At 64.1% G+C, this 22,984-nt stretch carries 26 protein-coding genes; 9 read left to right on the top strand and 17 right to left on the bottom strand.

All coding sequences use genetic code 11. The features are described 5' to 3' along the window. Positions 1 to 27: 27 nt before the first annotated feature. From rplL to rplK, 4 genes are all read right to left on the bottom strand, one after another. Positions 28 to 408, bottom strand: coding sequence for a 50S ribosomal protein L7/L12 (gene rplL, locus QQJ84_RS06870; RefSeq protein WP_284257391.1), 381 nt, complete (start codon positions 406 to 408; stop codon positions 28 to 30). A gap of 95 nt (positions 409 to 503) precedes the next feature. Continuing rightward, positions 504 to 1,028, bottom strand: a complete 525-nt coding sequence (rplJ, locus tag QQJ84_RS06865; RefSeq protein ID WP_284257390.1) for a 50S ribosomal protein L10 — start codon at positions 1,026 to 1,028, stop codon at positions 504 to 506. Between the two features lie 272 nt (positions 1,029 to 1,300). After that, positions 1,301 to 1,993: a 50S ribosomal protein L1 gene (gene rplA / locus QQJ84_RS06860; RefSeq protein WP_284257389.1), complete on the bottom strand. Its 693-nt coding sequence runs from the start codon at positions 1,991 to 1,993 to the stop codon at positions 1,301 to 1,303. 4 nt (positions 1,994 to 1,997) lie between these two features. After that, entirely contained in the window at positions 1,998 to 2,432 is a 435-nt protein-coding gene (rplK, locus tag QQJ84_RS06855; protein WP_284257388.1) for a 50S ribosomal protein L11, read from the bottom strand. Positions 2,433 to 2,591: 159 nt separating this feature from the next. Between rplK and pncA the strand changes: the two genes are divergently transcribed. The 3 genes from pncA to QQJ84_RS06840 are packed head-to-tail and all read left to right on the top strand — an operon-like array spanning position 2,592 to position 4,949. After that, a complete protein-coding gene (pncA, locus tag QQJ84_RS06850; RefSeq protein WP_284257387.1) occupies positions 2,592 to 3,209 on the top strand; it encodes a bifunctional nicotinamidase/pyrazinamidase in 618 nt (205 codons plus the stop codon). A 16-nt stretch (positions 3,210 to 3,225) separates the two neighbouring features. Then, entirely contained in the window at positions 3,226 to 4,131 is a 906-nt protein-coding gene (locus QQJ84_RS06845; RefSeq protein ID WP_284257386.1) for a glycosyltransferase, read from the top strand. After that, on the top strand, positions 4,128 to 4,949 hold the full coding sequence (locus QQJ84_RS06840) for a sulfotransferase (protein WP_284257385.1): 822 nt from the start codon (positions 4,128 to 4,130) through the stop codon (positions 4,947 to 4,949). The genes QQJ84_RS06845 and QQJ84_RS06840 overlap by 4 nt, the downstream gene beginning before the upstream one ends. Position 4,950: 1 nt before the next feature. Here the strand turns inward: QQJ84_RS06840 and QQJ84_RS06835 are convergent, their stop codons facing one another. Continuing rightward, positions 4,951 to 5,133 (bottom strand): hypothetical protein, encoded by a 183-nt coding sequence (locus QQJ84_RS06835; protein ID WP_284257384.1) that lies wholly within the window; start codon positions 5,131 to 5,133, stop codon positions 4,951 to 4,953. Positions 5,134 to 5,231: 98 nt separating this feature from the next. Further along, positions 5,232 to 5,753, bottom strand: a complete 522-nt coding sequence (locus QQJ84_RS06830) for a cold-shock protein (RefSeq protein WP_348522670.1) — start codon at positions 5,751 to 5,753, stop codon at positions 5,232 to 5,234. Between the two features lie 361 nt (positions 5,754 to 6,114). On the opposite strand from QQJ84_RS06830, the gene QQJ84_RS06825 reads away from it, so the two are divergent. After that, positions 6,115 to 7,911 (top strand): DEAD/DEAH box helicase, encoded by a 1,797-nt coding sequence (locus QQJ84_RS06825; protein WP_284257382.1) that lies wholly within the window; start codon positions 6,115 to 6,117, stop codon positions 7,909 to 7,911. 92 nt (positions 7,912 to 8,003) lie between these two features. Then, on the top strand, positions 8,004 to 8,735 hold the full coding sequence (locus tag QQJ84_RS06820) for a hypothetical protein (RefSeq protein ID WP_284257381.1): 732 nt from the start codon (positions 8,004 to 8,006) through the stop codon (positions 8,733 to 8,735). A 98-nt stretch (positions 8,736 to 8,833) separates the two neighbouring features. On the opposite strand, the gene QQJ84_RS06815 is transcribed toward QQJ84_RS06820, so the two are convergent. The 10 genes from QQJ84_RS06815 to QQJ84_RS06770 form a co-directional block, all read right to left on the bottom strand. Further along, positions 8,834 to 9,247, bottom strand: a complete 414-nt coding sequence (locus tag QQJ84_RS06815) for a hypothetical protein (RefSeq protein ID WP_284257380.1) — start codon at positions 9,245 to 9,247, stop codon at positions 8,834 to 8,836. Between the two features lie 235 nt (positions 9,248 to 9,482). Beyond that, positions 9,483 to 9,803, bottom strand: coding sequence for a hypothetical protein (locus tag QQJ84_RS06810; RefSeq protein ID WP_284257379.1), 321 nt, complete (start codon positions 9,801 to 9,803; stop codon positions 9,483 to 9,485). Positions 9,804 to 9,810: 7 nt separating this feature from the next. Then, a complete protein-coding gene (gene lexA / locus QQJ84_RS06805; protein ID WP_284257378.1) occupies positions 9,811 to 10,506 on the bottom strand; it encodes a transcriptional repressor LexA in 696 nt (231 codons plus the stop codon). A gap of 102 nt (positions 10,507 to 10,608) precedes the next feature. Beyond that, the gene (gene moaC, locus QQJ84_RS06800) at positions 10,609 to 11,079 is read right to left on the bottom strand and encodes a cyclic pyranopterin monophosphate synthase MoaC (protein ID WP_284257377.1); all 471 of its coding nucleotides are present in this window, start codon (positions 11,077 to 11,079) and stop codon (positions 10,609 to 10,611) included. Continuing rightward, complete coding sequence (gene trpC, locus QQJ84_RS06795) at positions 11,076 to 11,888, bottom strand: indole-3-glycerol phosphate synthase TrpC (protein WP_284257376.1); 813 nt, start codon at positions 11,886 to 11,888, stop codon at positions 11,076 to 11,078. The genes moaC and trpC overlap by 4 nt, the downstream gene beginning before the upstream one ends. Continuing rightward, complete coding sequence (gene trpD, locus QQJ84_RS06790) at positions 11,885 to 12,910, bottom strand: anthranilate phosphoribosyltransferase (RefSeq protein WP_284257375.1); 1,026 nt, start codon at positions 12,908 to 12,910, stop codon at positions 11,885 to 11,887. The genes trpC and trpD overlap by 4 nt, the downstream gene beginning before the upstream one ends. Then, a complete protein-coding gene (locus QQJ84_RS06785) occupies positions 12,907 to 13,503 on the bottom strand; it encodes an anthranilate synthase component II (RefSeq protein WP_284257374.1) in 597 nt (198 codons plus the stop codon). Before QQJ84_RS06785 ends, trpD begins: the two co-directional genes overlap by 4 nt. Beyond that, entirely contained in the window at positions 13,500 to 15,014 is a 1,515-nt protein-coding gene (gene trpE, locus QQJ84_RS06780) for an anthranilate synthase component I (RefSeq protein ID WP_284257373.1), read from the bottom strand. The genes QQJ84_RS06785 and trpE overlap by 4 nt, the downstream gene beginning before the upstream one ends. Before the next feature lie 46 nt (positions 15,015 to 15,060). Then, positions 15,061 to 16,941 carry a peptidylprolyl isomerase gene (locus tag QQJ84_RS06775; protein WP_284257372.1) on the bottom strand — a complete coding sequence of 627 codons (1,881 nt, stop codon included), beginning with the start codon at positions 16,939 to 16,941 and terminating at the stop codon, positions 15,061 to 15,063. A 143-nt stretch (positions 16,942 to 17,084) separates the two neighbouring features. Then, complete coding sequence (locus QQJ84_RS06770) at positions 17,085 to 17,243, bottom strand: hypothetical protein (RefSeq protein ID WP_284257371.1); 159 nt, start codon at positions 17,241 to 17,243, stop codon at positions 17,085 to 17,087. 111 nt (positions 17,244 to 17,354) lie between these two features. On the opposite strand from QQJ84_RS06770, the gene tpiA reads away from it, so the two are divergent. The 4 genes from tpiA to kdsA all read left to right on the top strand — a co-directional run bounded on the left by tpiA (position 17,355) and on the right by kdsA (position 21,060). Further along, on the top strand, positions 17,355 to 18,086 hold the full coding sequence (gene tpiA, locus QQJ84_RS06765; protein ID WP_284257370.1) for a triose-phosphate isomerase: 732 nt from the start codon (positions 17,355 to 17,357) through the stop codon (positions 18,084 to 18,086). Between the two features lie 31 nt (positions 18,087 to 18,117). Continuing rightward, positions 18,118 to 18,519 (top strand): preprotein translocase subunit SecG, encoded by a 402-nt coding sequence (gene secG, locus QQJ84_RS06760; protein WP_284257369.1) that lies wholly within the window; start codon positions 18,118 to 18,120, stop codon positions 18,517 to 18,519. Positions 18,520 to 18,610: 91 nt separating this feature from the next. After that, entirely contained in the window at positions 18,611 to 20,242 is a 1,632-nt protein-coding gene (locus tag QQJ84_RS06755; RefSeq protein ID WP_284257368.1) for a CTP synthase, read from the top strand. After that, positions 20,239 to 21,060 (top strand): 3-deoxy-8-phosphooctulonate synthase, encoded by an 822-nt coding sequence (kdsA, locus tag QQJ84_RS06750; RefSeq protein WP_284257367.1) that lies wholly within the window; start codon positions 20,239 to 20,241, stop codon positions 21,058 to 21,060. The genes QQJ84_RS06755 and kdsA overlap by 4 nt, the downstream gene beginning before the upstream one ends. 125 nt (positions 21,061 to 21,185) lie before the next feature. Here kdsA and QQJ84_RS06745 read toward each other — a convergent pair whose 3' ends face one another. Beyond that, entirely contained in the window at positions 21,186 to 22,979 is a 1,794-nt protein-coding gene (locus QQJ84_RS06745) for a methyl-accepting chemotaxis protein (protein ID WP_284257366.1), read from the bottom strand. Positions 22,980 to 22,984: the final 5 nt, after the last annotated feature.

Raw genomic sequence — 22,984 nt, 5'->3', positions numbered from 1 at the left:
CCATTGGCCACGGCGGTGATAAGTGAATTACTTGACTTCGACAGTCGCGCCATTCTCTTCCAGTGTCTTCTTGATCGCGGCAGCCTCGTCCTTCGTCGCGTTTTCCTTGACGGTCTTCGGGGCGCCCTCAACCAGGTCCTTCGCTTCCTTCAGGCCGAGACCCGTGATGGTGCGAATTTCCTTGATGACGTTGATCTTCTTGTCGCCAGCGGCGGCCAGGATCACGGTGAACTCGGTCTGCTCTTCAGCGGGAGCGGCAGCAGCGCCACCACCAGCCGGCGCAGCGGCGACAGCCACCGGCGCAGCAGCGGAAACGCCCCACTTCTCTTCAAGCAGCTTGGAAAGCTCAGCAGCTTCCAGGACGGTCAGCTTCGAAAGCTCTTCAACGAGCGCGTTAAGGTCAGCCATTTAAAAAATCCTTCGTGTAAGTAGGCTTTGATTGGTTCCACGCAAGGCCGCACCACGCGGCCCCGCAAATTTTACGACAAGATCTCGAAGTGCCTTCAGGCCGCCTCGCTCTTGCTGGCATCGGCATACGCCGCGAAAACCCGTGCAAGCTGTCCGGCCGGCGCCTGGAGCACGCCCGCGACCTTGGTTGCGGGAGCATTGAGCAGCCCCAGCAGCTTGGCACGCAGCGAATCCAGCGACGGCAGTTCGGCAAGCGCCTTAACACCAGCTACATCAAGCAACTGGGTGCCAAGCGCACCACCGATCAAAACAAACTTGTCATTGGTCTTGGCGAAGTCGACAGCGGCTTTCGCCACGGCAACCGGGTCTTTCGACCAGGACATCGCCGTGGGCCCCTTCAGCAGGGGGGCCAAACCGTCAAACCGGGTTCCATCAAGAGCAAGCAAAGCCAGACGATTCTTCGCAACCTTGAAGCTCGCTCCCGCCGCCCGCATCTTACGGCGCAGATCCGTGACTTCGGCAACCGTCATGCCCGCATTACGCGTCACAACAACCATCGAGGTCTCGGCAAACACCGCAGACAACTCAGCGACGAATTCACGCTTCTCTATGCGATCCACATCCGTCTCCAACTTGCGGCAACGCACCATTGATGCGCCGCCAGGTTACCCAAGGTGCTCCAGGACCATCCCAAAGCACCAATCGCCTGTCCTATTCATCAGAACCACCAAAACCCCTGCTTAACGCAAAGCCTCTGGCACCTCGTCTACCACTTGCGGGATTTCTCCCATCAAACCTCGCGGTACAGGCGGTCTCGGACAGGTATCAGCGGGGTTGCCCCCGCCTGCCCATGGCGGCCGTTAAGCCGCCATGTATCTCGTCAGCCTGAAACTCAGGCCGTAACGCTCGCCACATCCACGCGGATGCCCGGGCCCATCGTCGAGCTCATCGCAACCTTCTGCAGATAGGTACCCTTGGCGCCCGTCGGCTTGGCCTTCTGCACGGCGTCAATCAGCGCCTTCGCGTTCTCAACCAGGCTGGCGTCATCAAAGCTCGCCTTGCCGATACCGGCATGGATGATACCAGCCTTCTCGGCGCGGAACTCAACCTGGCCAGACTTGGCCGCCGTCACGGCGCCCTTAACGTCCATGGTCACGGTGCCGAGCTTGGGGTTGGGCATCAGGCCGCGCGGGCCCAAAATCTTACCCAAACGGCCAACCAGCGCCATCATGTCCGGCGTCGCGATGCAACGGTCGAACTGAATATCGCCAGCCTGCACCTTCTCGGCCAGATCGTCGGCGCCCACCACATCGGCGCCGGCGGCCAGGGCTTCGTCAGCCTTGGCGCCACGGGCGAACACGCCCACGCGCAACACCTTGCCGGTGCCGTTGGGCAGCGAGATCAGGCCACGCACCATCTGGTCGGCATGGCGCGGGTCGATGCCCAGGTTCAGCGAAATCTCGATGGTCTCATCGAACTTCGCCTTCGCATTCGCCTTCGCCAGGGCCACGGCCTCGGTCAGGGCATAATTCTTGTTGCGGTCCACATTGGCGCGGGCGGCGGTCAAGCGTTTATCATGTGCCATCGGTTCAGCCCTCCACCACGGTCACGCCCATGGAGCGCGCCGAGCCAATCAACATCCGCACCGCGCCATCAACATCGTTGGCGTTCATGTGGATCATCTTCTTTTCCGCGATCTCGCGCAGCTGCGCCATCGTCACCTTGCCAACCGCGGCGCCCTTGCCCGGCGTGGTCGTGCCCTTGGTGATGCCCGCGGCCTTCTTCAGGAAGTAGGTGTTCGGCGGGGTCTTCATCACGAAGCTGAAGGTACGGTCACCAAACGCGGTGATCACGACCGGAACCGGCATGCCGGGCTCAAGCCCTTGCGTGGCGGCGTTGAATTCCTTGACGAACTGCATGATGTTCAAACCACGCTGGCCCAGCGCCGGACCCACCGGCGGTGAGGGGTTCGCCTTGCCTGCAGGTATCTGCAGCTTGATATAACCGACAATCTTCTTTGCCATTTCTGGCTCCTTAATCCTTTGGCACGCGCCAATAGACCGTGGTACAACCGGCCGGGCGAACCATCACCCAACCTCCCACGTTCCTTGAGGGGGGGAGCCTTACAGTATTACCCGCCACCCTGTCTATATCTCCGGCGGCAAATTGCTTATATCCCTGCCATGCAAAACAATGCCGCCCTGCTGGTCATCGACGTCCAGAACGATTTCTGCCCCGGCGGCGCGCTGGCCGTGCCCGATGGCGCCGCCATAATCCCCCTCATCAACCGCCTGGCCGCCAAATTCGCCACCGTGGTCCTCACGCAGGACTGGCATCCCCCCAGCCACATCTCCTTCGCCGCCAACCACCCGGGCAAAGAGCCGTTCCAGACAATAGCCCTCCCCTACGGCGAACAGGTGCTCTGGCCCACCCATTGCGTGCAAACAACCCCAGGCGCCGCCCTGCACCCTAATCTCGCCATCCCCCACGCCGGGCTGATCCTGCGCAAGGGCCTGCACCCTGACGTCGATAGCTATTCAGCCTTCCTGGAGGCCGACCGCGCCACCAAAACCGGGCTGGACGGTTATTTCACCTCGCGCGGCATCACCGAACTCTACCTCTGCGGCCTCGCCACCGACTATTGCGTCGCCTGGTCCGCCGAGGATGCGCGCCGCTTCGGCTTCAAAACCACGGTCATCGAGGACGCCTGCCGCGCCATCGACCTGAACGCCTCCCTCGCCGCCGCCTGGAGCCGCCTGCAAGCCGCCGGGGTCACCCGCGCCCACAGCGCCGCGCTGTAATCCCTCAACCGTGGAGATGCTGTTCACCCGCGACTTCACCGGCTTCTCCGGCGGACACCTTAAATACTACGACTACCTGCGCCACACCGCTTCCAGCGGCCTCGCCGCGCCGGTGCTCTACCAAACCCCCGGCTCCGCCGGACGCCCCGGCAACCCGTTCGGCCATTGCGGCGCCCCGCAAATCACCGCCCTGCGCCCCTTCCCGGCCTATTTCCTCGCCGGGCTGGACTGGTCCCTGCTCGACGCCGCCGGCATCGCCCCCGGCGCGGCGCCGGTCATCAACCTCATCCAGGGCCTGCGCCACGCTGAGCCCGGCACGCCGCTGTTCGGCTACCTCGCGCGCCCCGCGCTGCGCATCTGCGTCAGCCAGCAGGCCGCAGACGCCATCGCCCCCTTCGCCAACGGCCCGGTACACGCCATCCCCAACGGCATCGAGATCACCCCGCCGCCGCTGCGCCCGCTCAACACACCCGCGCGCATCCTCATCGGCGGCGTTAAAAACCCCGAAATGGCCCATGAAATCGCCGCCCTGTTGCAAGGCGAAGCAGAGCTCGACCTGCTGACAACCATGTGCCCGCGGGAAGAATTCCTGGCCCGCATGGCCGCCGCCAGCATCTGCATCCTGCTGCCGCTGCGAGCCGAAGGCTTCTTCCTCCCGCCGCTGGAGGCCATGGCGCTTGGCCGCACCGTGGTAGTGCCCGATTGCACCGGCAATCGCGGCTTCTGCCTGCCCGGCGAGACCTGCCTGATGCCCGAATACAACGCCGCATCACTTTCCGCCGCCGCCCGCGCCCTCGTCCGCAACCCGGCCCAACGCGCCGCTCTTGCCGAATCCGGCGCCAAAATGGCTGCAAACCACACGCTCGCGCGTGAGCGCGCCGCCTACCTTACCCTGTTGCGCCAATTCCTCAACGCCGCATGACCACCACGCTCCTCACCGGCCTGCCCCGCTCTGGCACCACGCTCATCTGCGCCTGCCTCAATACGCTGCCCAATTGCGTCGCCCTCACCGAGCCCATGAACGTCCCGCTCCACGGCAACGCCGAACAGGCCGTCTGCGAGGTCGCCGCCTTCGCCCGCGCCACGCGCGAGGGCATCCTGCGCGAAGGTTTCGCCCCCTCCATGAGCCGCGCGGGCCTCATGGTCGATAATACATTCGAGGAAGTGAACCACAACGGAAACCTCAGGCGCAGCGCCGCCAAGGTCGCCGATGTCAAAATCGAAAAACCGCTGACAGCGGATTTCAACCTCTTCATCAAGCACCCGGCCTTCTTCACCGCCCTGGCCCAGCCACTGGCGGAAAACTTCACGTTCTACGCCATCGTCCGCCACCCTCTCGCCGCGCTGGCCTCATGGCAATCGGTGGATTTCAACGTCCGTCAGGGCCGCATGCCCGCCGCCGAAGCCTACGCCCCCGCCCTGCGCGAACGGCTGGACCGGCTATCCGCCCCCCTTCCGCGCCAGATCGCGCTCATGCAATGGATCTTTCAGCGCTACCGCACCCTGCCGCCCGGCCATGTGCTGACCTATGAAGCCCTGGCGCGTGACCCCGCCGCCACGCTGCGCCCGCTCTCGGGCTCGCCCGCGCCGGTGACCCACCCGATCCGCGAGATCAACCTTCAAACCCGCTACCCCGGCGTGGATTTCGCCGCCCTGGCGCAAGCCCTGCTGCCAATCGAGGCCGACATCGAGCCGTTCTACCCCGGTTTCGCCGCCAGCCTGCGCCATTTGCCCGGCTGAATCACGCCTGTTCCGCGTCTCCGGCAGGCGTTTCTCCCTCAGGCGTCTCCGCCGGAGGCACCCCTTCATCCGCCTCCCCGCTCTCGCCCGGCATCTTCTTCGCCTTCGCCTTGGCCTCTTTCTTGGCCTGCTTGGCGCGGTTGCGCTCCGCCCGCTCCAGCCCGTAATTCACTTTAAACGCCATTCCTGCCGCCCTTCACATCCGCAAAACAAAAATGCCAAAATAAAAGCGGGCCCACATGCCGTGAGCCCGCCTCAAAAATCACCTCCGGGGAGAAAAGCTCAGTCGACGCTGATCGAGCTGACTTCCGGCCCCTTGGCGCCCTGCACGACGTTCATGCGCACAGACTGACCTTCCTGCAACGGCGGCAAACCAGCCTGCTCCAGCGCGGTGGCGTGCACGAACACATCCTTGCCGCCGCTCTGCGGGCTGATAAAACCGAAGCCCTTGGTGGCGTTATACCACTTCACGATGCCGGTCATCTCAACCGCCGGGCCGCTGGCCTGCTGGCGCGGTGCGCGCGGGCCTGCCGCGGGGCGCGGACGGTCGAACCCGCCACGATCACCACCACCACCAAAACCACCACGGCCGCCCGGCGCTTCGCCGGTGCCCTCGGTGACGGAAATCACCTGGTCAACCTGGCGGCCTTTCTGCCCCTGGCCAACGCGCACCTGCAGGATGGACCCGGGGGTCACAGCCTGGAAGCCGGCATTCTGCAAGGAGTTGGCGTGCAAGAAGACATCGCCCGAGCCATCCGCCATTTCCACGAAGCCAAAACCCTTTTCAGAGTTATACCACTTCACTGTGGCCTTGGCCTCCGGTGCGGAGGACGCAGACCCAAACCCGGAAAAAGACGGCGGGGGGGGCGGCGTATTGCCAAAGAAATTATCGTCGTCAAAACCGCGGCGACGCGGTTGCCGCTGGCGGTCATTTTTCGGGGGTCGCACTATTTAAACAGTCCTCTTGTGATCGTTCAGGTATAATCGTTAAAGCTGCCCGGCCCAGCCGAGCCAGGGCAACATAGGGCACGTCCGCGCCGCCATCAATCCCGAAATGCCCCTCACGCGCCCTCATGCAACCTAAAATGCGGGTTATTTCCTAAAACATCGCTCAAACTTCACACGCACACCTAGCCCTGGCCCCCGCGCCGGGGTAGGAGCCGCCATGCCCTTCCCCATAAAAAATCCGGCGCTCGCTCGCGCCCTGGCCGCGCGCGGCTACAATGACCCCACCGAAGTCCAGCTCGCCGTGCTGGCACCCGAGGCCGAGGACCGTGACCTGCTGGTCTCCGCCCAGACCGGCTCCGGCAAAACCGTGGCCTTCGGCCTGGCTTTGGCCTCCACCATCCTGGGCGACGCCGAGCGTCTGCCCGCCACCATCCTCCCCCTGGTCCTGGTCATCGCCCCCACGCGCGAGCTGGCCTTGCAGGTTCACGCCGAACTCACCTGGCTCTACGAGCAGGCCGGCGGGCGCGTCGTCTCCTGCGTCGGCGGCATGGACGCTCGGCGTGAGCAGCGCCTGCTCGCCGCCGGCTGCCACATCGTCGTCGGCACCCCCGGCCGGTTGCAGGACCATATAAACCGCGGCGCCCTCAAGCTCGACGAATGCGAGGCCGTGGTGCTCGACGAAGCCGACGAGATGCTCGACCTCGGCTTCAAGGACGAGCTGGAGTTCATCCTCTCCGCCGCGCCCGAGTCCCGCCGCACTCTCTTGTTCTCCGCCACCATCGCGCGCGAAATCGCCAACCTCGCCCGCAAATATCAACAAAACGCCCTGCGGATTGACACCGTCGCCCGCAACCAGCCGCATGCCGACATTGAATACCGCGCCATCCGCGTCGGCGGCCACGAGATCGAGCAGGGCCTCGTCAACCTGCTGCGCTTCCACGATTCCCGCGCCCTGGTGTTCTGCTCCACGCGTGACACTGTGCGCCACCTGCACGCCAGCCTGCTCGCGCGCGGCTTCAACGCCGTCGCCCTCTCGGGCGAGCTCTCCCAGAGCGAGCGCAACACCGCCCTCAACGCCCTGCGCGAAGGCCGCGCCCAGGTCTGCATCGCGACCGACGTCGCCGCCCGCGGGCTCGACCTGCCGGATCTCGACCTCGTCATCCACGCCGATCTGCCGACCAACAAAGCCAGCCTGCTCCACCGCTCCGGGCGCACCGGCCGCGCCGGGCGCAAGGGCATGTGCCTCGTGCTGGTCTCCCCCTCCAAGCGCCGCCGCGCCGAGCTCCTGCTCGGCTCCGCCAATATCGAGGCCATCTGGCAAGACCCGCCGACCGCAGCCCAGATCAAGGCCCGTGACCAGGAGCGCCTGCTGGAGGACGAAATCCTCACCGCCGCCCCCTCCGAGGATGAACTCGCCCTGGGCGCCAAACTGCTGGAACGCCAGGACGCCGCGACCATCGCCGCCGCCCTCATCCGCCTCTACCGTTCACATCTGCCCGAGCCGGCAAACGTCACCATCCAGGCCCACGCCCCGCGCGAACCCTTCGCCGCCCGGCCCGAGCGCGGCCCGCGCCCCGCGCGTGAAAACGCGCCCTTTGAGCGTCCCGTGCGGGAAAACACGCCCTATGAGCGCCGCACGGACAACGCCCCCATGGCCTGGTTCCGCTCGCCCATCGGCCGCAAGCACAATGCCGACCCCAAATGGCTGATCCCGCTGATCTGCCGCCTCGGCGGCATCACCAAGGCGGAAATCGGCGCCATCCGCATTTTTGACCGTGAGACCAAGTTCGAAATCTCGGCCCCCGTGGCCGAAGCCTTCGCCGCCGCCATCACCGCCCCCGGCGTGACTGACCTGCTGGTCGAACCCAGCACCGCCCCCGGCGCTGGCCCGGCGCGTGACCCCGGACCGCGCCCGGAAAAAACCAAATTCATCCGCCCCGCCCGCCCCGAAGGCGGCAAACCCACCGAGCAGGAACGCCGCCGCAAAAACAAGGTGCTGAAAAAAACATATTGATGCCGCCGGGGCGCTGAGCAATCTTGCTCCGCCCCCTTAAATCCATCCCCGCTTCGCTCCCATATCCAATGGCTGCAAAAATGGGAAATACCATGACAACCATCAAATACCGGCTGTTCACACCGCGCCTCGCCCCCCGCCGCACAAAAATCGAAGTGCCGGGCTGGGCCGGGACAAAAGAGCCCCGGCGCGACGGCTCACATGAGCAGGCCTGGCACTGCCTGCCCTTCATTGAGGGCGCGCAGTCAGGCATCGAGATTTTCTACCCCTATGACAATGAGCTGCGCGTCTCCCGGCAGGGCGGCAAATTCGTCTTTGACGGCGATTTCGGCCCAAACCCGCAAACCGGCGTGCAATGGCCGCCCTTCCGCGCCTTTGGCGAAAATTATTACACCTACCAGCTCCTGCTGGACCTGAAGGTGCCGCCCGGCCTGGCCGTCCGAACCGAGCCGCACCCCCGATTTTATACGAGCGAGACCAATGACGTGCCAATCGCCGTGCCAGCCCTGCTGCGCACGGAATGGTGGCCAATGATTTCGTTCATGGTCTTCAAAGCCCCGCACGAAGGCGGAGTGCATATCTTCCGCCCCGGCGAACCGTTCATGCAAATCTGCATCGTACCCGCCGAGCCTGACTTCGAATTGGTGCCAATGGGCATCGAAGAAGCCGCCGAGCGCGAGCTGCAAAGCCGGCGCATCCACGCCAGCCGCGAAACCCTGGCCCAGGAGACCCGCTGGAAATCCTCCACCAACACAATATTTGACGGCACATACCGCCACATCCTCGGCGCTGCCCGGGCCAGGGACCGGGCAGCGGAGGATTAAGCGCGATCGTTTGAGGTTCGCATAACCGAGCGAGCCGAAAGCGTGAATCGCCCTCGAAAAACCGGTTAGAGCATGATCGAACTTAAAGCGATCAGGCTCTAATTAATCTGCAAGCCCAGGCCCGGCAGCACAATCGTCACACCGCCCTGATGATGGTGGTGGTGATGATGCTCCGGCGGCGCATAATATTCCGGCGGCGGCGGCGGCGGGTAATATTCCGGCGGCGGATAATAGTCCTGATGATGGTGGTGGTGGTGATGGTGGTGGTCATCCCCCTCGTAATACTGCACCGGCAGCACCTTCGCATTGCGGGCGCGCTCCTGCAGTTGCGCATCATGGGCCTTCAACAGCTCAACCGCATTTGGAACAGGCCGGAGCAAATCCGAATACGAGGAAATTTGCATAGGCTCGGGCGGCATCGGGCCGGCATGGCTGGCAGCCTGAGCAGTTGCACTCCCCATGGTGGCGAGGCCGGCCAGCGCGCCGATCAAACCCGCTCTTTTTCGTTCCATTTCAAACCCCTTCAACAAACCAAACAGAAACCGTCATTCTCACATAAGCGTTACTCGCTCTGTCTGTCCTGTTTATGACTCGAAAAGGCCAAGAATATGGCAGCGCGCGAAACCCGCGTGAAACTCTCGTAATTAGAGTGCGATCGTTTGAGGTTCGCTCAACCGAGCGAGCCGAAAGCGTGAATCGCCCTCAGAAAAATAGCCAGAGCCTGATCGCACTTAAAGCGATCAGGCTCTAACCGGCCTGCCCAAACCTTGAGAACGCCAGCCGGTCCTTATTCTCGCGCATCAGCATCGCAAAGCTCGGAATCTTCTCAAACCCCAGCCCCGCAGGCCGTTCGCCCTCCTCGTCATAAACAACCTGCGCATACGGGGCGGAGGCGATCTTCTCCCATTTCCCCGCCGGTTTTTTAACCTCCAGGCTCACCACCGTGGCCTTGAAAATCATCCGCACAATCGCCTCCTTCGGCGATGATGGCTTCACCAGGCTCAAACTCCCCGCCAAAACCTGCCAGCCGTTCTTCAGCGCCCAGGCACTCAGTTCTTCCTGTGTCATAAAACCCTCAATACTGCCGCAACAGCGCCACCAGCCGGCCCTGAACCTTCACCCGCTCCGGCGGCAAAATCTTCGTCTCATAACGCGCGTTCGCAGGCTCCAGCGCAATCGAATTCCCCCGCCGGCGCAGCCGTTTCAGCGTCACCTCGTTCTCATCCACCAACGCCACGATAATCTGCCCGTTCTCCGCCGTCTCGCCCTTGCGGATAATCACAGTGTCGCCATCCAGGATTCCCGCCTCGATCATCGAGTCGCCTTCCACCAGCAAGGCAAAATGCTCCCCCGCGCCGATCAGCGCCACCGGCACCTCGATCTCCTCCGCCTCATCGCGCATCGCCTCAATCGGCAACCCGGCGGCAATTTTCCCGTATAACGGCAGCGAGACCGCCCCGGCCACATTCGCCGCCCGCGCACCGGGCAAGCGGTGAGAAAAATCCCCCTTGATCACATTTGGCGAAAACCGCGCCGGCGCCACCTGCGGCGCCATATCCTCCGAGAGCCGCACCACCTCCAGCGCCCGCGCCCGGTGCTTATGCCGCTTCAAAAACCCGCGTTCCTCCAGCGCCGTGATCAACCGGTGAATCCCCGATTTGGAGCGCAGATCCAGTGCCTCCTTCATCTCCTCAAAACTCGGGCTGCACCCGGTCTGGCGCAAATGCTTGTCGATGAAGACAAGCAATTCATGTTGTTTGGTGGTCAGCATCAAAGCCTCCGGTGCCGCGGCGCAATACAGGAACAAAGCGCCAACTTAGCAAATGTTCTAGTTTAGTTCTCGCGCGCCCGTCAAGCGTTATGCGCCGCTGCCTCAATCCTGCGCAAAATCGCCCGATTTCCCGCCGGATTTACGCACCACGCGCACCGCCTCAATGCGCATGCCCCGGTCCACCGCCTTCACCATGTCATAAATCGTCAGCGCCGCGATGCTCACCGCCGTCAGCGCCTCCATCTCCACGCCGGTCCGCCCGGTGGTGCGCACGGTGGCGGTAATTTCCACCGCCTCATCGCCCAGCGCCAACTCCACCGCCACGGCGGATAACGGCAAGGGATGGCACAGCGGAATCAGCTCCGCCGTCCGCTTCGCCGCCATGATTCCCGCCAGCCTTGCCGCCGCCAGCACATCGCCCTTTTCCGCCTTGTTCTGGCTGATCAGCGCCAGCGTTTCCGCCCGCATCACCACCCGGCCCCGGGCCACCGCCTCGCGCACGCTCTCATCCTTGGCCGACACGTCGACCATGCGCGCCGCCCCCGCCTCGTCGGTATGCGTGAGCCGGCTCAACCCGTTCCCAACAGCTCATGCACGGCCGCGGTCACATCCGCCCGGCGCATCAGCGACTCGCCAACCAGAAAACCGCTCACACAAACCTTGCGCAGCCGCAGCACATCCTCATGCGTTTTAATCCCGGATTCTGAGATCACGAACCGGTCCGGCGGGCATGTGCAGGAGAGCTTTTCAGTGGTCTCCAGCGTGGTGACCATGGTCTTCAGGTTGCGGTTGTTAATGCCAATCAGCAGAGTTTGCAGCCCCAGCGCGCGCTGCAGCTCGGCCTCGTCATGCACCTCAACCAGAACATCCATATCCAGCGCGCGCGCCAGCTCTTCCAGGCTGTGCGCCTCATCGTCGGTCAGCGCCGACATGATCAGCAATATACAGTCAGCCCCCATCGCCCGGCTCTCATAAATCTGCCAGGGGTCGAGAATAAAGTCCTTGCGCAACACCGGCAGCTTCACCGCCGCGCGCGCGGCCTTCAAATGCTCCGGGCTGCCATCAAAATACGGCTGGTCGGTCAACACCGAGAGGCAGACCGCCCCACCCGCGGCATAAGCCCGCGCCAGCGCGGCGGGGTCAAAATGCTCGCGGATCATCCCGCCCGATGGTGATGCCTTCTTAATTTCGGCGATCAATCCGGGCCGCCCGGCGGCGGCGGCATCCATCAGCGCCCGGCCAAAACCGCGCGGCTTTTCCACATCCTTGATCTGGCGCTTCAGCTCCTCGATGCTCGTCACAGCCTGCCGCCGCGCGATCTCGAGTCGTTTGTCGGCGCATATCTTCGCCAGAATATCGTCTTCAATCACCATCGAACTCATTTAAAATCCCGCCCCTCTGAGGCTGCTTTCAGTTTTTCCAGCACGCGCAACGCGGCGCCGGAATCAATCACCGCCGCGGCCCTGGCCACGCCGGCCTTCAAATCCCCCACCACACCGGCCACAATCAGCGCCGCCGCGGTGTTGAACAATATAGTGTCGCGATACCCGCTGCGCGCGCCTTCCAGCATTGCCCGCAGCGCCGCCGCGTTTTCCGCCGCGTCGCCGCCTTTTATCGCCGCCAGCGGCACCGGCGCCAGGCCGGCATCCGCCGCCGTCACGCAAAATTCGCTGATCGCGCCATCCTTCAACGCCACCACCTGGCTCTCGCCCGCCAGCGTCAGCTCATCCAGCCCATGACTATGCACCACCCAGGCCGACTCAGTGCCCAGATCGCGCAGCGTCTCGGCCACCGGGCGCAGCCACACCGGGTCAAACACCCCGATCAACTGCCGCTTCACCCCCGCCGGATTGGCCATCGGCCCGGTCAGATTAAAAATCGTGCGCGTGCCAAGCTCCACCCGCACCGCCGCCGCATGCCGCAACGCCGGATGGTGGCGCGGCGCGAACAGAAACACGCAGCCAACCTCGGCCAAAATCTCCGCCAGCCGCGCCATCGGCGGCTCGATGTTCACCCCCAGCGCCAGCAGCACATCCGCCCCCCCGGCCCTTGATGAGAGCGCGCGGTTGCCATGCTTGGCCACCTTCACGCCGCAGGCCGCCAGCACAAATGTCACGGCGGTGGAAATATTCAAACTCGCCGCGCCATCGCCGCCAGTGCCGCAAACATCCATGGCGCCCTCGGGCGCGCTCACCGGCGTCATGCGCGCGCGCATCGCCGTCACCGCCCCGGTCAGCTCGGCCACGCTCTCGCCGCGCGCCCGCATCGCCATCAGCATGCCGCCGATCTGCGCTTGCGTCGCCAGCCCGTCCATCACCACGCCGAATGCGTCTTGCGCATCGGCAACGCCCAATCGCTCGCCGCGCCCCAGCCGCGCCAGCACCGGCTTCAAACTGGCCGTCATGCCGCCTGCTTGGGCTCGTTGAATTTGCCCGCGAGGTCCAGGAAGTTCTTCAAAATATCGTGCCCATGGCTGGTCGCGATGCTCTCAGGGTGAAACTGCACGCCATATACCGGCAACGTGGCATGCCGCAGCCCCATGATGATCCCGTCCTGGATGAACGCCGTCACGACCAGCTCCTCCGGCAGATCCGAGCGCTTCACGATCAACGAATGATAGCGCGTCGCGGTGAACGGGTTGGGCAGCCCGGCGAACAAATCGGTGTTTTCGTGATACACCGGGCTGGTCTTGCCGTGCACCGGTTCGGGCGCGCGCACCACCTTGCCGCCAAACGCCTGGCCGATCGCCTGATGCCCCAGGCAAACCCCCAGCAGCGGAATCTTCCCCGCCGCCGCGCGCACCAGGTCCACGCAAATCCCCGCCTCGTTGGGCGTACACGGCCCCGGCGAGAGCACAATCGCCTCCGGCTTCAGCGCCATCGCCTCTTCCACGCTCAGCGCGTCGTTGCGCTTGACCACGCATTGCGCCCCCAGGTCGCCCAGGAAATGCACGAGGTTAAAGGTAAAACTGTCGTAATTATCGATCAGCAGAATCATGACATTTGCTCCGGCGCGGTCACATAGCGCGCCGCATCCTCCGCCGCGCGGAACAAGGCCCGCGCCTTTTGCACGCTCTCGGCATATTCCGCCTCGGGGTCGGAATCCGCCACCACCCCCACGCCCGACTGCACATACATCACGCCATCCTTCACCACCGCGGTGCGCAGGCCGATGCAGGTGTCCATGGTGCCGTTGGCGGCGAAATAGCCGATGCACCCGGCATATAGCCCCCGCCGGGAGGGCTCCAGCTCCTCGATGATCTCCATCGCCCGCACCTTTGGCGCGCCGGAGAGCGTACCCGCCGGAAACCCCGCGATCAGCACATCGAGCTGGTCGCATTCCGGGCGCACTCTGCCCTCAACGGTCGAGGAGAGATGCATCACATGCGAGAACCGCTCAACCGCGAAGCTCTCCACCACCTTCACCGAGCCGATCTCGGAGACCCGGCCCACATCGTTGCGCCCCAGGTCGAGCAACATCAAATGCTCCGCGCGCTCCTTCGGGTCGGCCAGCAACTCGGCCTCCAGCGCCAGATCATCCGCCTTGTTCATCCCCCGCCTGCGCGTGCCGGCCAGCGGGCGGATGGTCACCACGCCATCGCGCAGCCGCACCAAAATCTCCGGGCTGGACCCCACGGCGACAAAATCGCCAAAGTCCAGATAAAACAAAAACGGCGCCGGATTCACCCGCCGCAGGCTGCGATACAGCGCAAACGGCGGCAGCGAGAATTTTGCCTCAAAACGCTGGCTCGGCACCACCTGGAACACATCGCCCGCGCGGATATAGTTCTTCGCCGTCTCCACCATGGTCAGGAACTCGTCCTTCTCCATGTTGCAGCTCTGCTCCAGCGGCCCTTCCAGCGTGCCGGTCAGCTTCGGCACCGGGCGATCCAGCGCCTTGGCGACATTGTTGAGCCGCAGTTCCGCCGCCGCATAGGCCGAGGCCGCCGAAATTCCGGCGCGCGGATACACCGGCGCCGCCAGCGTCATCTCATCGGTGACACCATCAAAAATAATAAACACACCCGGGCGCACCAGCACACCATCGGGGATGCCAAGCACATCCGGCTTGGTCTCCGGCAGCTTCTCCATAAGCCGCACCATGTCGTAGCCCAGATAGCCTGAGAGCCCGCCCGTCATCGGCGGCAACCCTTCGGGCACATGCAGCTTCGTCTCGGCGATCAGGTCGCGCAAACTCTCCAATGGCGTATCGCCCACCGGCAGAAATTCCCCCGCCTCGCCGCGCGCGTCACGGTTGATGGTGGCGACCCCCTTCTCGCAGCGCCAGATCAGATCAGGCGCCATGCCGATCACCGAATAGCGCCCGCGCGCGGTGCCGCCCTCGACACTTTCCAGCAGGAACGAATACGGCTGCCCATGCGCCGCCTTCATGAACGCCGCCACCGGCGTCAGCAGGTCGGCAATGCCGTGCCGCCAGACCAGCGCGCCGCGACCCTGCTCATAGGCGGCACGAAACTCTTCAAAACGGTCTGGCGAAATTGCGTTCATAATCCTTCAATCACCGATAAACTCACCGATAAACTCACTAATAAACTCACTGATAAATCTGGGCGAGCAGTTTCTGGTCAACGGTCACCTTGTCGCGCTTTTGCAACCCGCTCAGCAAACTCTCACCCGCGTCGTTTTGCAATTCCTTCGTCATCGCCTGCTGCAACTGGGCATAATCGGCGGGGTCGGCCGCCGGGTCCGGCTGCACGATCTTCACCAGCGCCGCGACGCTAAAGCCGCTGTCCGTCTGCTGCATCGTCGCCTGCCCTGGTTTCAGCGTAAAGAGCACCGGCACCATCTGGCTGGGAATACCGCTGGGCGGCACCGCGCGGGTGAAACCCTGCGTCATGCTCACACTCGCCCCAATGGCCTTGGCCGCATCCGCCAGGCTCTGCCCCTGGTTCACCGCCTGCATCAGGCTCGCCGCCTGCACCTCCGCCTCGCGGGTTATCTCCTGCTGCGTCCAGGCGCTCAACACCTTCGCCTGCACCTGCGCATAGGGCTGCAAGGCCGGCGGCGTCACCGCACTCACCGTCAGGGCAAAATAACTGCCATCCGGCCCGTTGGTCAGCTGCGCCGGGTCGCCCGCATGGGCCGCGAACACCGCTTTCACAATCGCCGCCTTCAGATCCGCGCCACCCGGAATCGGCGCCGGCGTGCCGCCGGCCGCGTTACCGTTCGCATCCAGCGTGCCTTCAACCGCGGTCAGCCCCAGGCTTCCCGGCAACTGGTCCAGCGGCGTCTGCCCGGCCAGCGCGTCCTGCAGATTATCCACATCCTGCGCCACATCCGCCTGCGCCTTCTGCATCTGCAGGCTCTGCAACACCTGCGCGCGCAAAGCCGCCGCATCCGTGCCGCTGGCGCTCACATCCGTCACCTTGAACACATACATGCCATTGGTCCCGGCCACCGGGCCGTTCACCTGGCCGGGCTGCGCCGCGAACACTGCGGCGCCCAGCGTGGGAGAAGGAATTTCCACCTGCTTGGCCTGCTTCAGCTCGATGGTGCTGGCGCCGAATTTCTTCGCCATCGCCTGCATCTCCGCCCAGCTCGCATTACGCTTCCAGGCCGCTTCCAGGCGCGATGAGGCGGCCAGATTGTCAACCGAGATCACCTGCACGCTGCGCAAGGGCACGGCCGGGGGGGTGGCCGCCGCGGCGCGGTCATAGGCCGCGTCCACATCCGCCTGCGCCACAACCTCCTTGGGCGCCAGCAGCGCGGGGGAGAGGATCACGATCTTGGCCGTGCGCAGCTCCGGCGAGGTGAACAGCGCCGGGTTGTTGTGCCAGAAACGCTGCAACACATCATCGCCCGGCGGCTTGGGCTGGGCCTGCGCGGCAAAGGGAATGTTCACCGCCGCGGCAAAGCGCTGCTCGGCGATATAACTGAACAACTGCTTCAACAGCTCATCGGGCGGCGCGACGCCCCCGAGGATTGCGCCCAGCATCTGCCGCCCGGCGATGTCATCCTTGATCTCGCCGATAAAATGGTCCGGCGTAATATTGTTCTGCTGTAAAACCTGGTTGAACTTCTGCTCGTCGAACGCGCCATTGGTCTGGAACGCGGGGATCGCGCCGATCATCGCGCGCAACGCGCTGTCGGGCACCACGACTCCGAGCCTGCGCTGCTCATCCTGCAACACCTGCTGGCGCAACACGCCGGAAAGCGCGCCAAGAGCAAGCTGCCTGCGCGTGGCGAGGTCCGGCTGGCCCTGGCCGTTCTGGCTGGCCTGGTTCAGCGCCCGCTGATACGCCGCCTGCACGAGGGAGACATCAATATCCTGCCCGCCCACACGCGCCACGGCGGTGTTGCTGCCGATCAGCGTGGTGACATTGGAAATGCCCCAAAACACAAAACCTATCACCAGAAGCGCGAAAAAACCTCGCGCAACCCAGTTTTCCAGCAACTTGCGTACCCAGACGATCATCGGCCCTATTTACCCCAAACCCCCGCCTCTATAGCTAGACGGCCAGGACTGGGCAATTGCAGGGAAGGATCACCAACATACGGGCATTCGCGGCGAAACATGCCGGGGCGGCGGCCACACGAACCGCCGGGCAACCGCCGTGCTTAGCGCAGCCCCGCCAGGGTATCGAAAAACAGCGCGGCCGGGGCCGGGCGCGTAACCTTGCCACGGCGGGTGCGCGGCTTGGTGCATTCAACATCCATCGCCTGCACAATCAGAAGCCCGGCAATCGCCAGCGTGAAAATGATCAAAAATGCCAACATGGTCTGTACTCCTTAACTTTCACCAGATCATGTTGCATTGCGGCATTCTGAATCAAGCTTTTTTGCTGCATAGCAGCATTTGTAATATTCATAGCTAAACCGGAGGAAAAAATGCGGCAACTTATTGCAGGAAACTGGAAAATGCACGGAAAACTGGCGGATGTGGCGGGTTACGCCGCGGCCATCCGGCAGGCGCCGCCCCATGCCGACCTGCTGGTTTGCCCGCCTTTCACCCTGCTGGACCGCTTCGGTTCTGCACTGGCAGGCAGTGCAGTGGCTCTTGGGGCGCAGGATTGTGCGCCTTGCCCGCAAGGCGCGCATACCGGTGATGTTTCCGCCGCGATGCTGCGGGAGGCCGGTGCACAATACGTCATCCTTGGCCATTCCGAGCGGCGCGAGAACCACGGCGAGACCAATGCCGACGTCGCCGCCAAGGTGGAAGCCGCCATCGCCGCCGGGCTGACCCCGATCGTCTGCGCCGGCGAAACCGAGGCCCAGCGCGACTCCGGTGATGCCGAAGCCGTGGTGCGCAGCCAGCTGATCCACAGCCTGCCGCAAAATTTCAGCGGCGTGGTGGCGTATGAGCCGGTCTGGGCGATCGGCACCGGGCGCACCCCGACCGAGGGCGATGTCACCGCCATGCATGCCGCCATCCGCGCTGTGCTGCTGCGCCACCTCGGCGAGGCGGGTGCGGGGGTAAAAATTCTCTACGGCGGCTCGGTCAAGCCCAGCAACGCCGCCACCCTGCTCGCCCTGCCCGAGGTCGGCGGCGCGCTGGTCGGCGGCGCCAGCCTGCGGGCCGAAGATCTGCTGGCCATTGCTGCGGGCGCGCCCTGCGGCTAGAAGCCCCGCAACAGTTTCCTTAAAGGTTGCCATGATTAAAGTTCTTCTCGTGCTGCACGTCTTCGTCACCATCGCGCTCATCGGCGTGGTGCTGATCCAGCGTTCCGAAGGCGGCGGGCTTGGCCTCGGCGGCGGCCAGGGCATGGGCAGCTTCATGTCCGGGCGCGGCACCGCCAATTTGCTCACCCGCGCCACCGCGATTCTGGGCACGGCCTTTTTCGTGCTCTCGCTCTCGCTGGCCATGCTCTACAAGGGCGGCACCGCTCAGAACACCGCCGCCATCCTCAACGCCCCGGCGCAACAAGGCGCCCCCGCCGTGCCGGCCCCCACCTCGGCGCCGGCCATTCCCAGCCTGCCGCAGACCCCGGCCGATGCCCTGCCCCCGCCCGCCGCCCCGGCGGTTCCCGCGCCGGGCGCCCCCCCTGCGCAATAGTCTCGCCCGCTCAGCCGCGCGTGGCTGCCATCCAGCCGCGCGCGCATTTTCCCCTCTCGCTTTTTTCACCACTCATGTATGATTGGATTCCATGACGCGGTTTGTATTCATCACCGGCGGCGTGGTCTCTTCCCTCGGTAAGGGTATCGCCTCGGCGGCACTTGGCGCTTTGCTCCAGGCCCGCGGTTATTCCGTGCGCCTGCGCAAGCTTGACCCCTACCTTAATGTCGATCCCGGCACGATGAGCCCCTACCAGCATGGTGAGGTGTTCGTGACCGATGACGGGGCGGAGACCGACCTTGACCTCGGCCATTATGAGCGCTTCACCGGCGTGGCCGCCAACAAGCTCGACAATGCCACCACCGGCAAAATCTACTCGGATGTGATCGCCAAGGAGCGGCGCGGGGATTATCTCGGCGCCACCGTGCAGGTGATCCCGCATATCACCGACGCCATCAAGGACGTGGTGCTGCGCGAGTCTGAACAGTTTGATTTCGTGCTGGTGGAAATCGGCGGCACGGTCGGCGACATTGAGAGCCTGCCCTTCCTGGAGGCCATCCGCCAGCTCGGCAACGAACTCACCCCCGAACGCGCGATGTTCGTGCACCTCACGCTGGTGCCCTATATCCCCTCCGCCGGTGAGCTGAAGACCAAGCCGACCCAGCATTCGGTGAAGGAGCTGCTCAACGTCGGCATCCAGCCGCAGATGCTCATCTGCCGTTGCGACCGCGAAATTCCCGAGAACGAACGGCGCAAGATCGCCAGCTTCTGCAACGTGCGGGCCGAAGCGGTGATCCCGGCGCTGGATGTGAACACGATCTACGCCGTGCCGATCTCGTATCATGAAGCCGGAATGGACCGTGAGGCGTTGCGCCATTTCGGGCTGCCCTTCGAGAGCGAACCGGACCTGAGCCGCTGGCGGCGCATCGTGGAGACCGTGCGCGCCCCAGAGGGCGAGGTGCGGATCGCGGTTGTCGGCAAATACACCAATTTGCTGGATAGTTATAAATCCCTGGCCGAAGCCCTGGCCCATGGCGGCATCGCCAACAAGGTGCGGGTGCGGCTGGACTGGGTGGATTCGGAAGTGTTCGAACAGCCCGACACCGTGCAGCAGCTTGATGGCGTGCACGGCATCCTGGTTCCCGGCGGCTTCGGCGAGCGCGGCACGCAGGGCAAAATTGAGGCCGTGCGGTTCGCGCGCGAACGCAAGGTGCCGTTCCTGGGTATTTGTTTCGGCATGCAGATGGCCGTGATCGAGGCCGCGCGTAACCTGGCCGGCCTGCCCGGCGCCTCCTCCACCGAGTTTGGCGCCTGCGAGATCCCCATCGTCGGCCTGCTCACCGAATGGGCCCGCGGCAACGATATCGAGCGCCGCCGCGCCGGTGGCGACCTTGGCGGCACCATGCGCCTCGGCGCCTTCCCCGCCGCCCTTGCCGAAGGCTCGCTGGTCCGCAAAGTTTACAACGGCGCGGCGCAAATCTCGGAGCGCCACCGGCACCGCTATGAGGTCAACATTCATTTCCGCGAGCAACTGGAAGCCACCGGGCTGAAATTCTCCGGCCTCTCGCCGGATGGCGTGCTGCCCGAAATCGTCGAATACCCGGACCACCCCTGGTTCATCGGCGTGCAATATCACCCGGAGCTGAAATCCAAGCCGTTTGACCCGCATCCGCTGTTCAAGGGCTTTATCGCCGCCGCCGTGGCGCAGTCGAGGCTTGTATGAAACATGTTACCGCCGGCAATCTGACAATTGGCAACGATCTGCCCTTCACGCTGATCGCGGGGCCGTGCCAGATTGAGTCGCGCGCGCACACCATGGAAGTTGCCGGCGTGCTGGCCAGACTTTCGCGCGAGCTTGGCATCGGCGTGATCTATAAATCCAGTTTCGACAAGGCCAACCGCACCTCGGCCAGCGCCGCGCGCGGCATCGGCATGGCGGAGGGTTTGAAAATCCTCAGCGAAGTGCGCGATGTTTTCGGCCTGCCGGTGCTGACCGATGTGCATGACGCGGCGCAGTGCGGCCCGGTCGGCGAAGTGGTGGATGTGCTGCAAATCCCCGCGTTTTTATGCCGCCAGACGGATCTGCTGCTGGCTGCGGGCGCCACGGGCAAGGCTATCAACGTGAAAAAAGGGCAGTTTCTGGCGCCCTGGGATATGAAGAATGTCGCCGCCAAAATCGCCAGCACGGGCAATGAGAAAATCCTGCTATGCGAGCGCGGCGCCAGCTTTGGCTACAACACGCTGGTGAGCGACATGCGCTCACTGCCGATCATGGCGGAGACCGGCTACCCGGTGGTGTTTGATGCCACGCATTCCGTGCAGCAGCCGGGCGGCATGGGCACATCCTCGGGCGGCGAGCGGCGCTTTGCGCCGGTGCTGGCGCGCGCGGCGCTGGCAGTGGGCTGCGCCGCGGTGTTCATTGAATGCCACCCAGACCCGGACAACGCCCCCTCCGACGGGCCGAACATGATCCCGCTGGACCAGATGACGGCGTTGGTGAAGCGGCTGCAAGGGTTCGACGCACTCGCCAAGGCGCCATAAAGCTTCACGTGAAGCTTTTGCGCTAAAAACCTTCTAACGCGTTGTTAGATTTGGTTTATTTTTTGCTTGCACCCCAATTTGTGCGAGTTTGTGTCGAAAAAACAACGAACTGACGGCCCGGCCGCTCAAAGCTCGGCCCATTCGTCCTCCACCACCGGAACTTCCCTGGGCGCCAGGCGGCGTGCGCTGCTGACCGGGGTTTTGGATTGTGCAGGCCGCGCCATGCTCTTTTTGGGCGGCGGCGCGGGTTGTGGGGCAGCGGGCGCGGCCCGGCCGACCTTGAAGCGCGAGATCAGCTGCGCCAGATCATGCCCCTCATGCGCCAGACTCTCGCTCACGGCGGTGGTCTCCTCGACCATGGCGGCGTTCTGCTGGGTCATCTGGTCCATCTGGTTGATGGCGGTGTTGACCTGGCCGAGGCCCGTTGCCTGCTCCTGCGCGCTGGCCGCGATTTCAGCGACCACGGTGTTGATTTCAGCGACCTGCCTGGCGATTCGCTCCAGCGCGCTGCCTGCATCCCCCACCAGGCTGACGCCATCGGCCACCTGCCGGCCCGAGGTGGTGATGAGCCGCTTGATCTCCTTCGCGGCGTCGGCGGAGCGTTGCGCCAGGGCGCGCACTTCGGAGGCGACGACGGCAAAGCCGCGCCCGGCATCGCCCGCGCGGGCCGCCTCAACCCCGGCATTGAGCGCCAGCAGATTGGTCTGGAAGGCGATTTCGTCGATAACGCCGATGATCTGGCCGATTTCCCGCGAGCTTTTCTCGATCCCGTCCATCGCGGAGACGGCGTGGCGCACAATGTCCCCCGATTTTTCGGCATCGCCGGTGGCGGTGGCGACGATCTTGCGCGCGTGCAGGGCGCCGGTGGCGGTTTTTTGCACCGTGGCGGTTATCTGGTCCAGCGCCGCCGCGGTTTCCTCCAGGCTGGCGGCCTGTTGCTCCGTCCGGCGGGAGAGGTCGCGCGCGGAGGTGCTGATTTCACCCGTCGCGGACTGAATGGTGAACGCAGCACCTGAAACCTTGTGCAGCGCCGATTGCAGTGTTTCCGCCGCGGCGTTGAAGTCAATCCGCAAATTATCCAGCGATGGCATGAGGTTTTCGGTAATCCGCGCTTCCAGGTCTCCCTCCGCCAGGCGCGACATCGAAGCGCCGACAATGGCGACATTTTCCATCCGCCCGGTGAGGTCGGTCGCGAATTTTATCACGCTGGTGATCTTGCCGCCGCTGCCGAACACCGGGTTGTAGCTCGCCTGGAGCCAGACCGAACGGCCGTTTTTGCCGGTGCGGTTGAACTCCGCGGACATGAATTCGCCCGCGCGCAGATGCTCCCAGAACTCATGATACGGCGCGCCGGCCGCGTAGGCGGGCTCGACGAACATGGCGTGTTTGCGGCCGACGATTTCTTCCAGGCTGTAGCCCATGACGCGCAGGAAATTCTCATTGGCGCCTAAAATCACACCATCGAGGCTGAATTCGATCATCGCCTGCGAGCGGGAGATCGCCTCCAGCAGGCTGGCGTTGCGCACCGCCGCCGCTTTGCTTTTCGTGATGTCCAGCGCCAGCTTTATGATCTTGCTGACATGCCCGCCCGCCATTGTGACCGGGGTGTATGACGCCTGGAGCCAGACCTCCTGCCCGCCACGGCCGATGCGGCGGAAATCACCCGTCTCGAACGCGCCTTTTTTGAGGCGGCGCCAGAATTCCTGATACGCCTCGGAACGGGCATATTCAGGGTCTACCAGCAGGCTGTGGTGCTTGCCTTGCAGCTCGCTCAGCGCGTAGCCGGTGAGGGCGCAAAAACTCTCGTTTGCGGTGATGATCTTGCCGCTGGGCTCAAATTCTATCACCGCGAAAGATTTTTTCAGCGCGCGCAAAACCGCCGCGTTGTCACCACTATCGACCCAGTCCATGATGCTCATTTTTG

Origin of the sequence: Acidocella aquatica (assembly GCF_030160635.1) — a bacterium.
GTDB classification, from domain to species: Bacteria; Pseudomonadota; Alphaproteobacteria; order Acetobacterales; family Acetobacteraceae; genus Acidocella; species Acidocella aquatica.
Note: the sequence above shows the minus strand (reverse complement) of the source record. Positions and strands in the feature narration are given on the sequence as shown.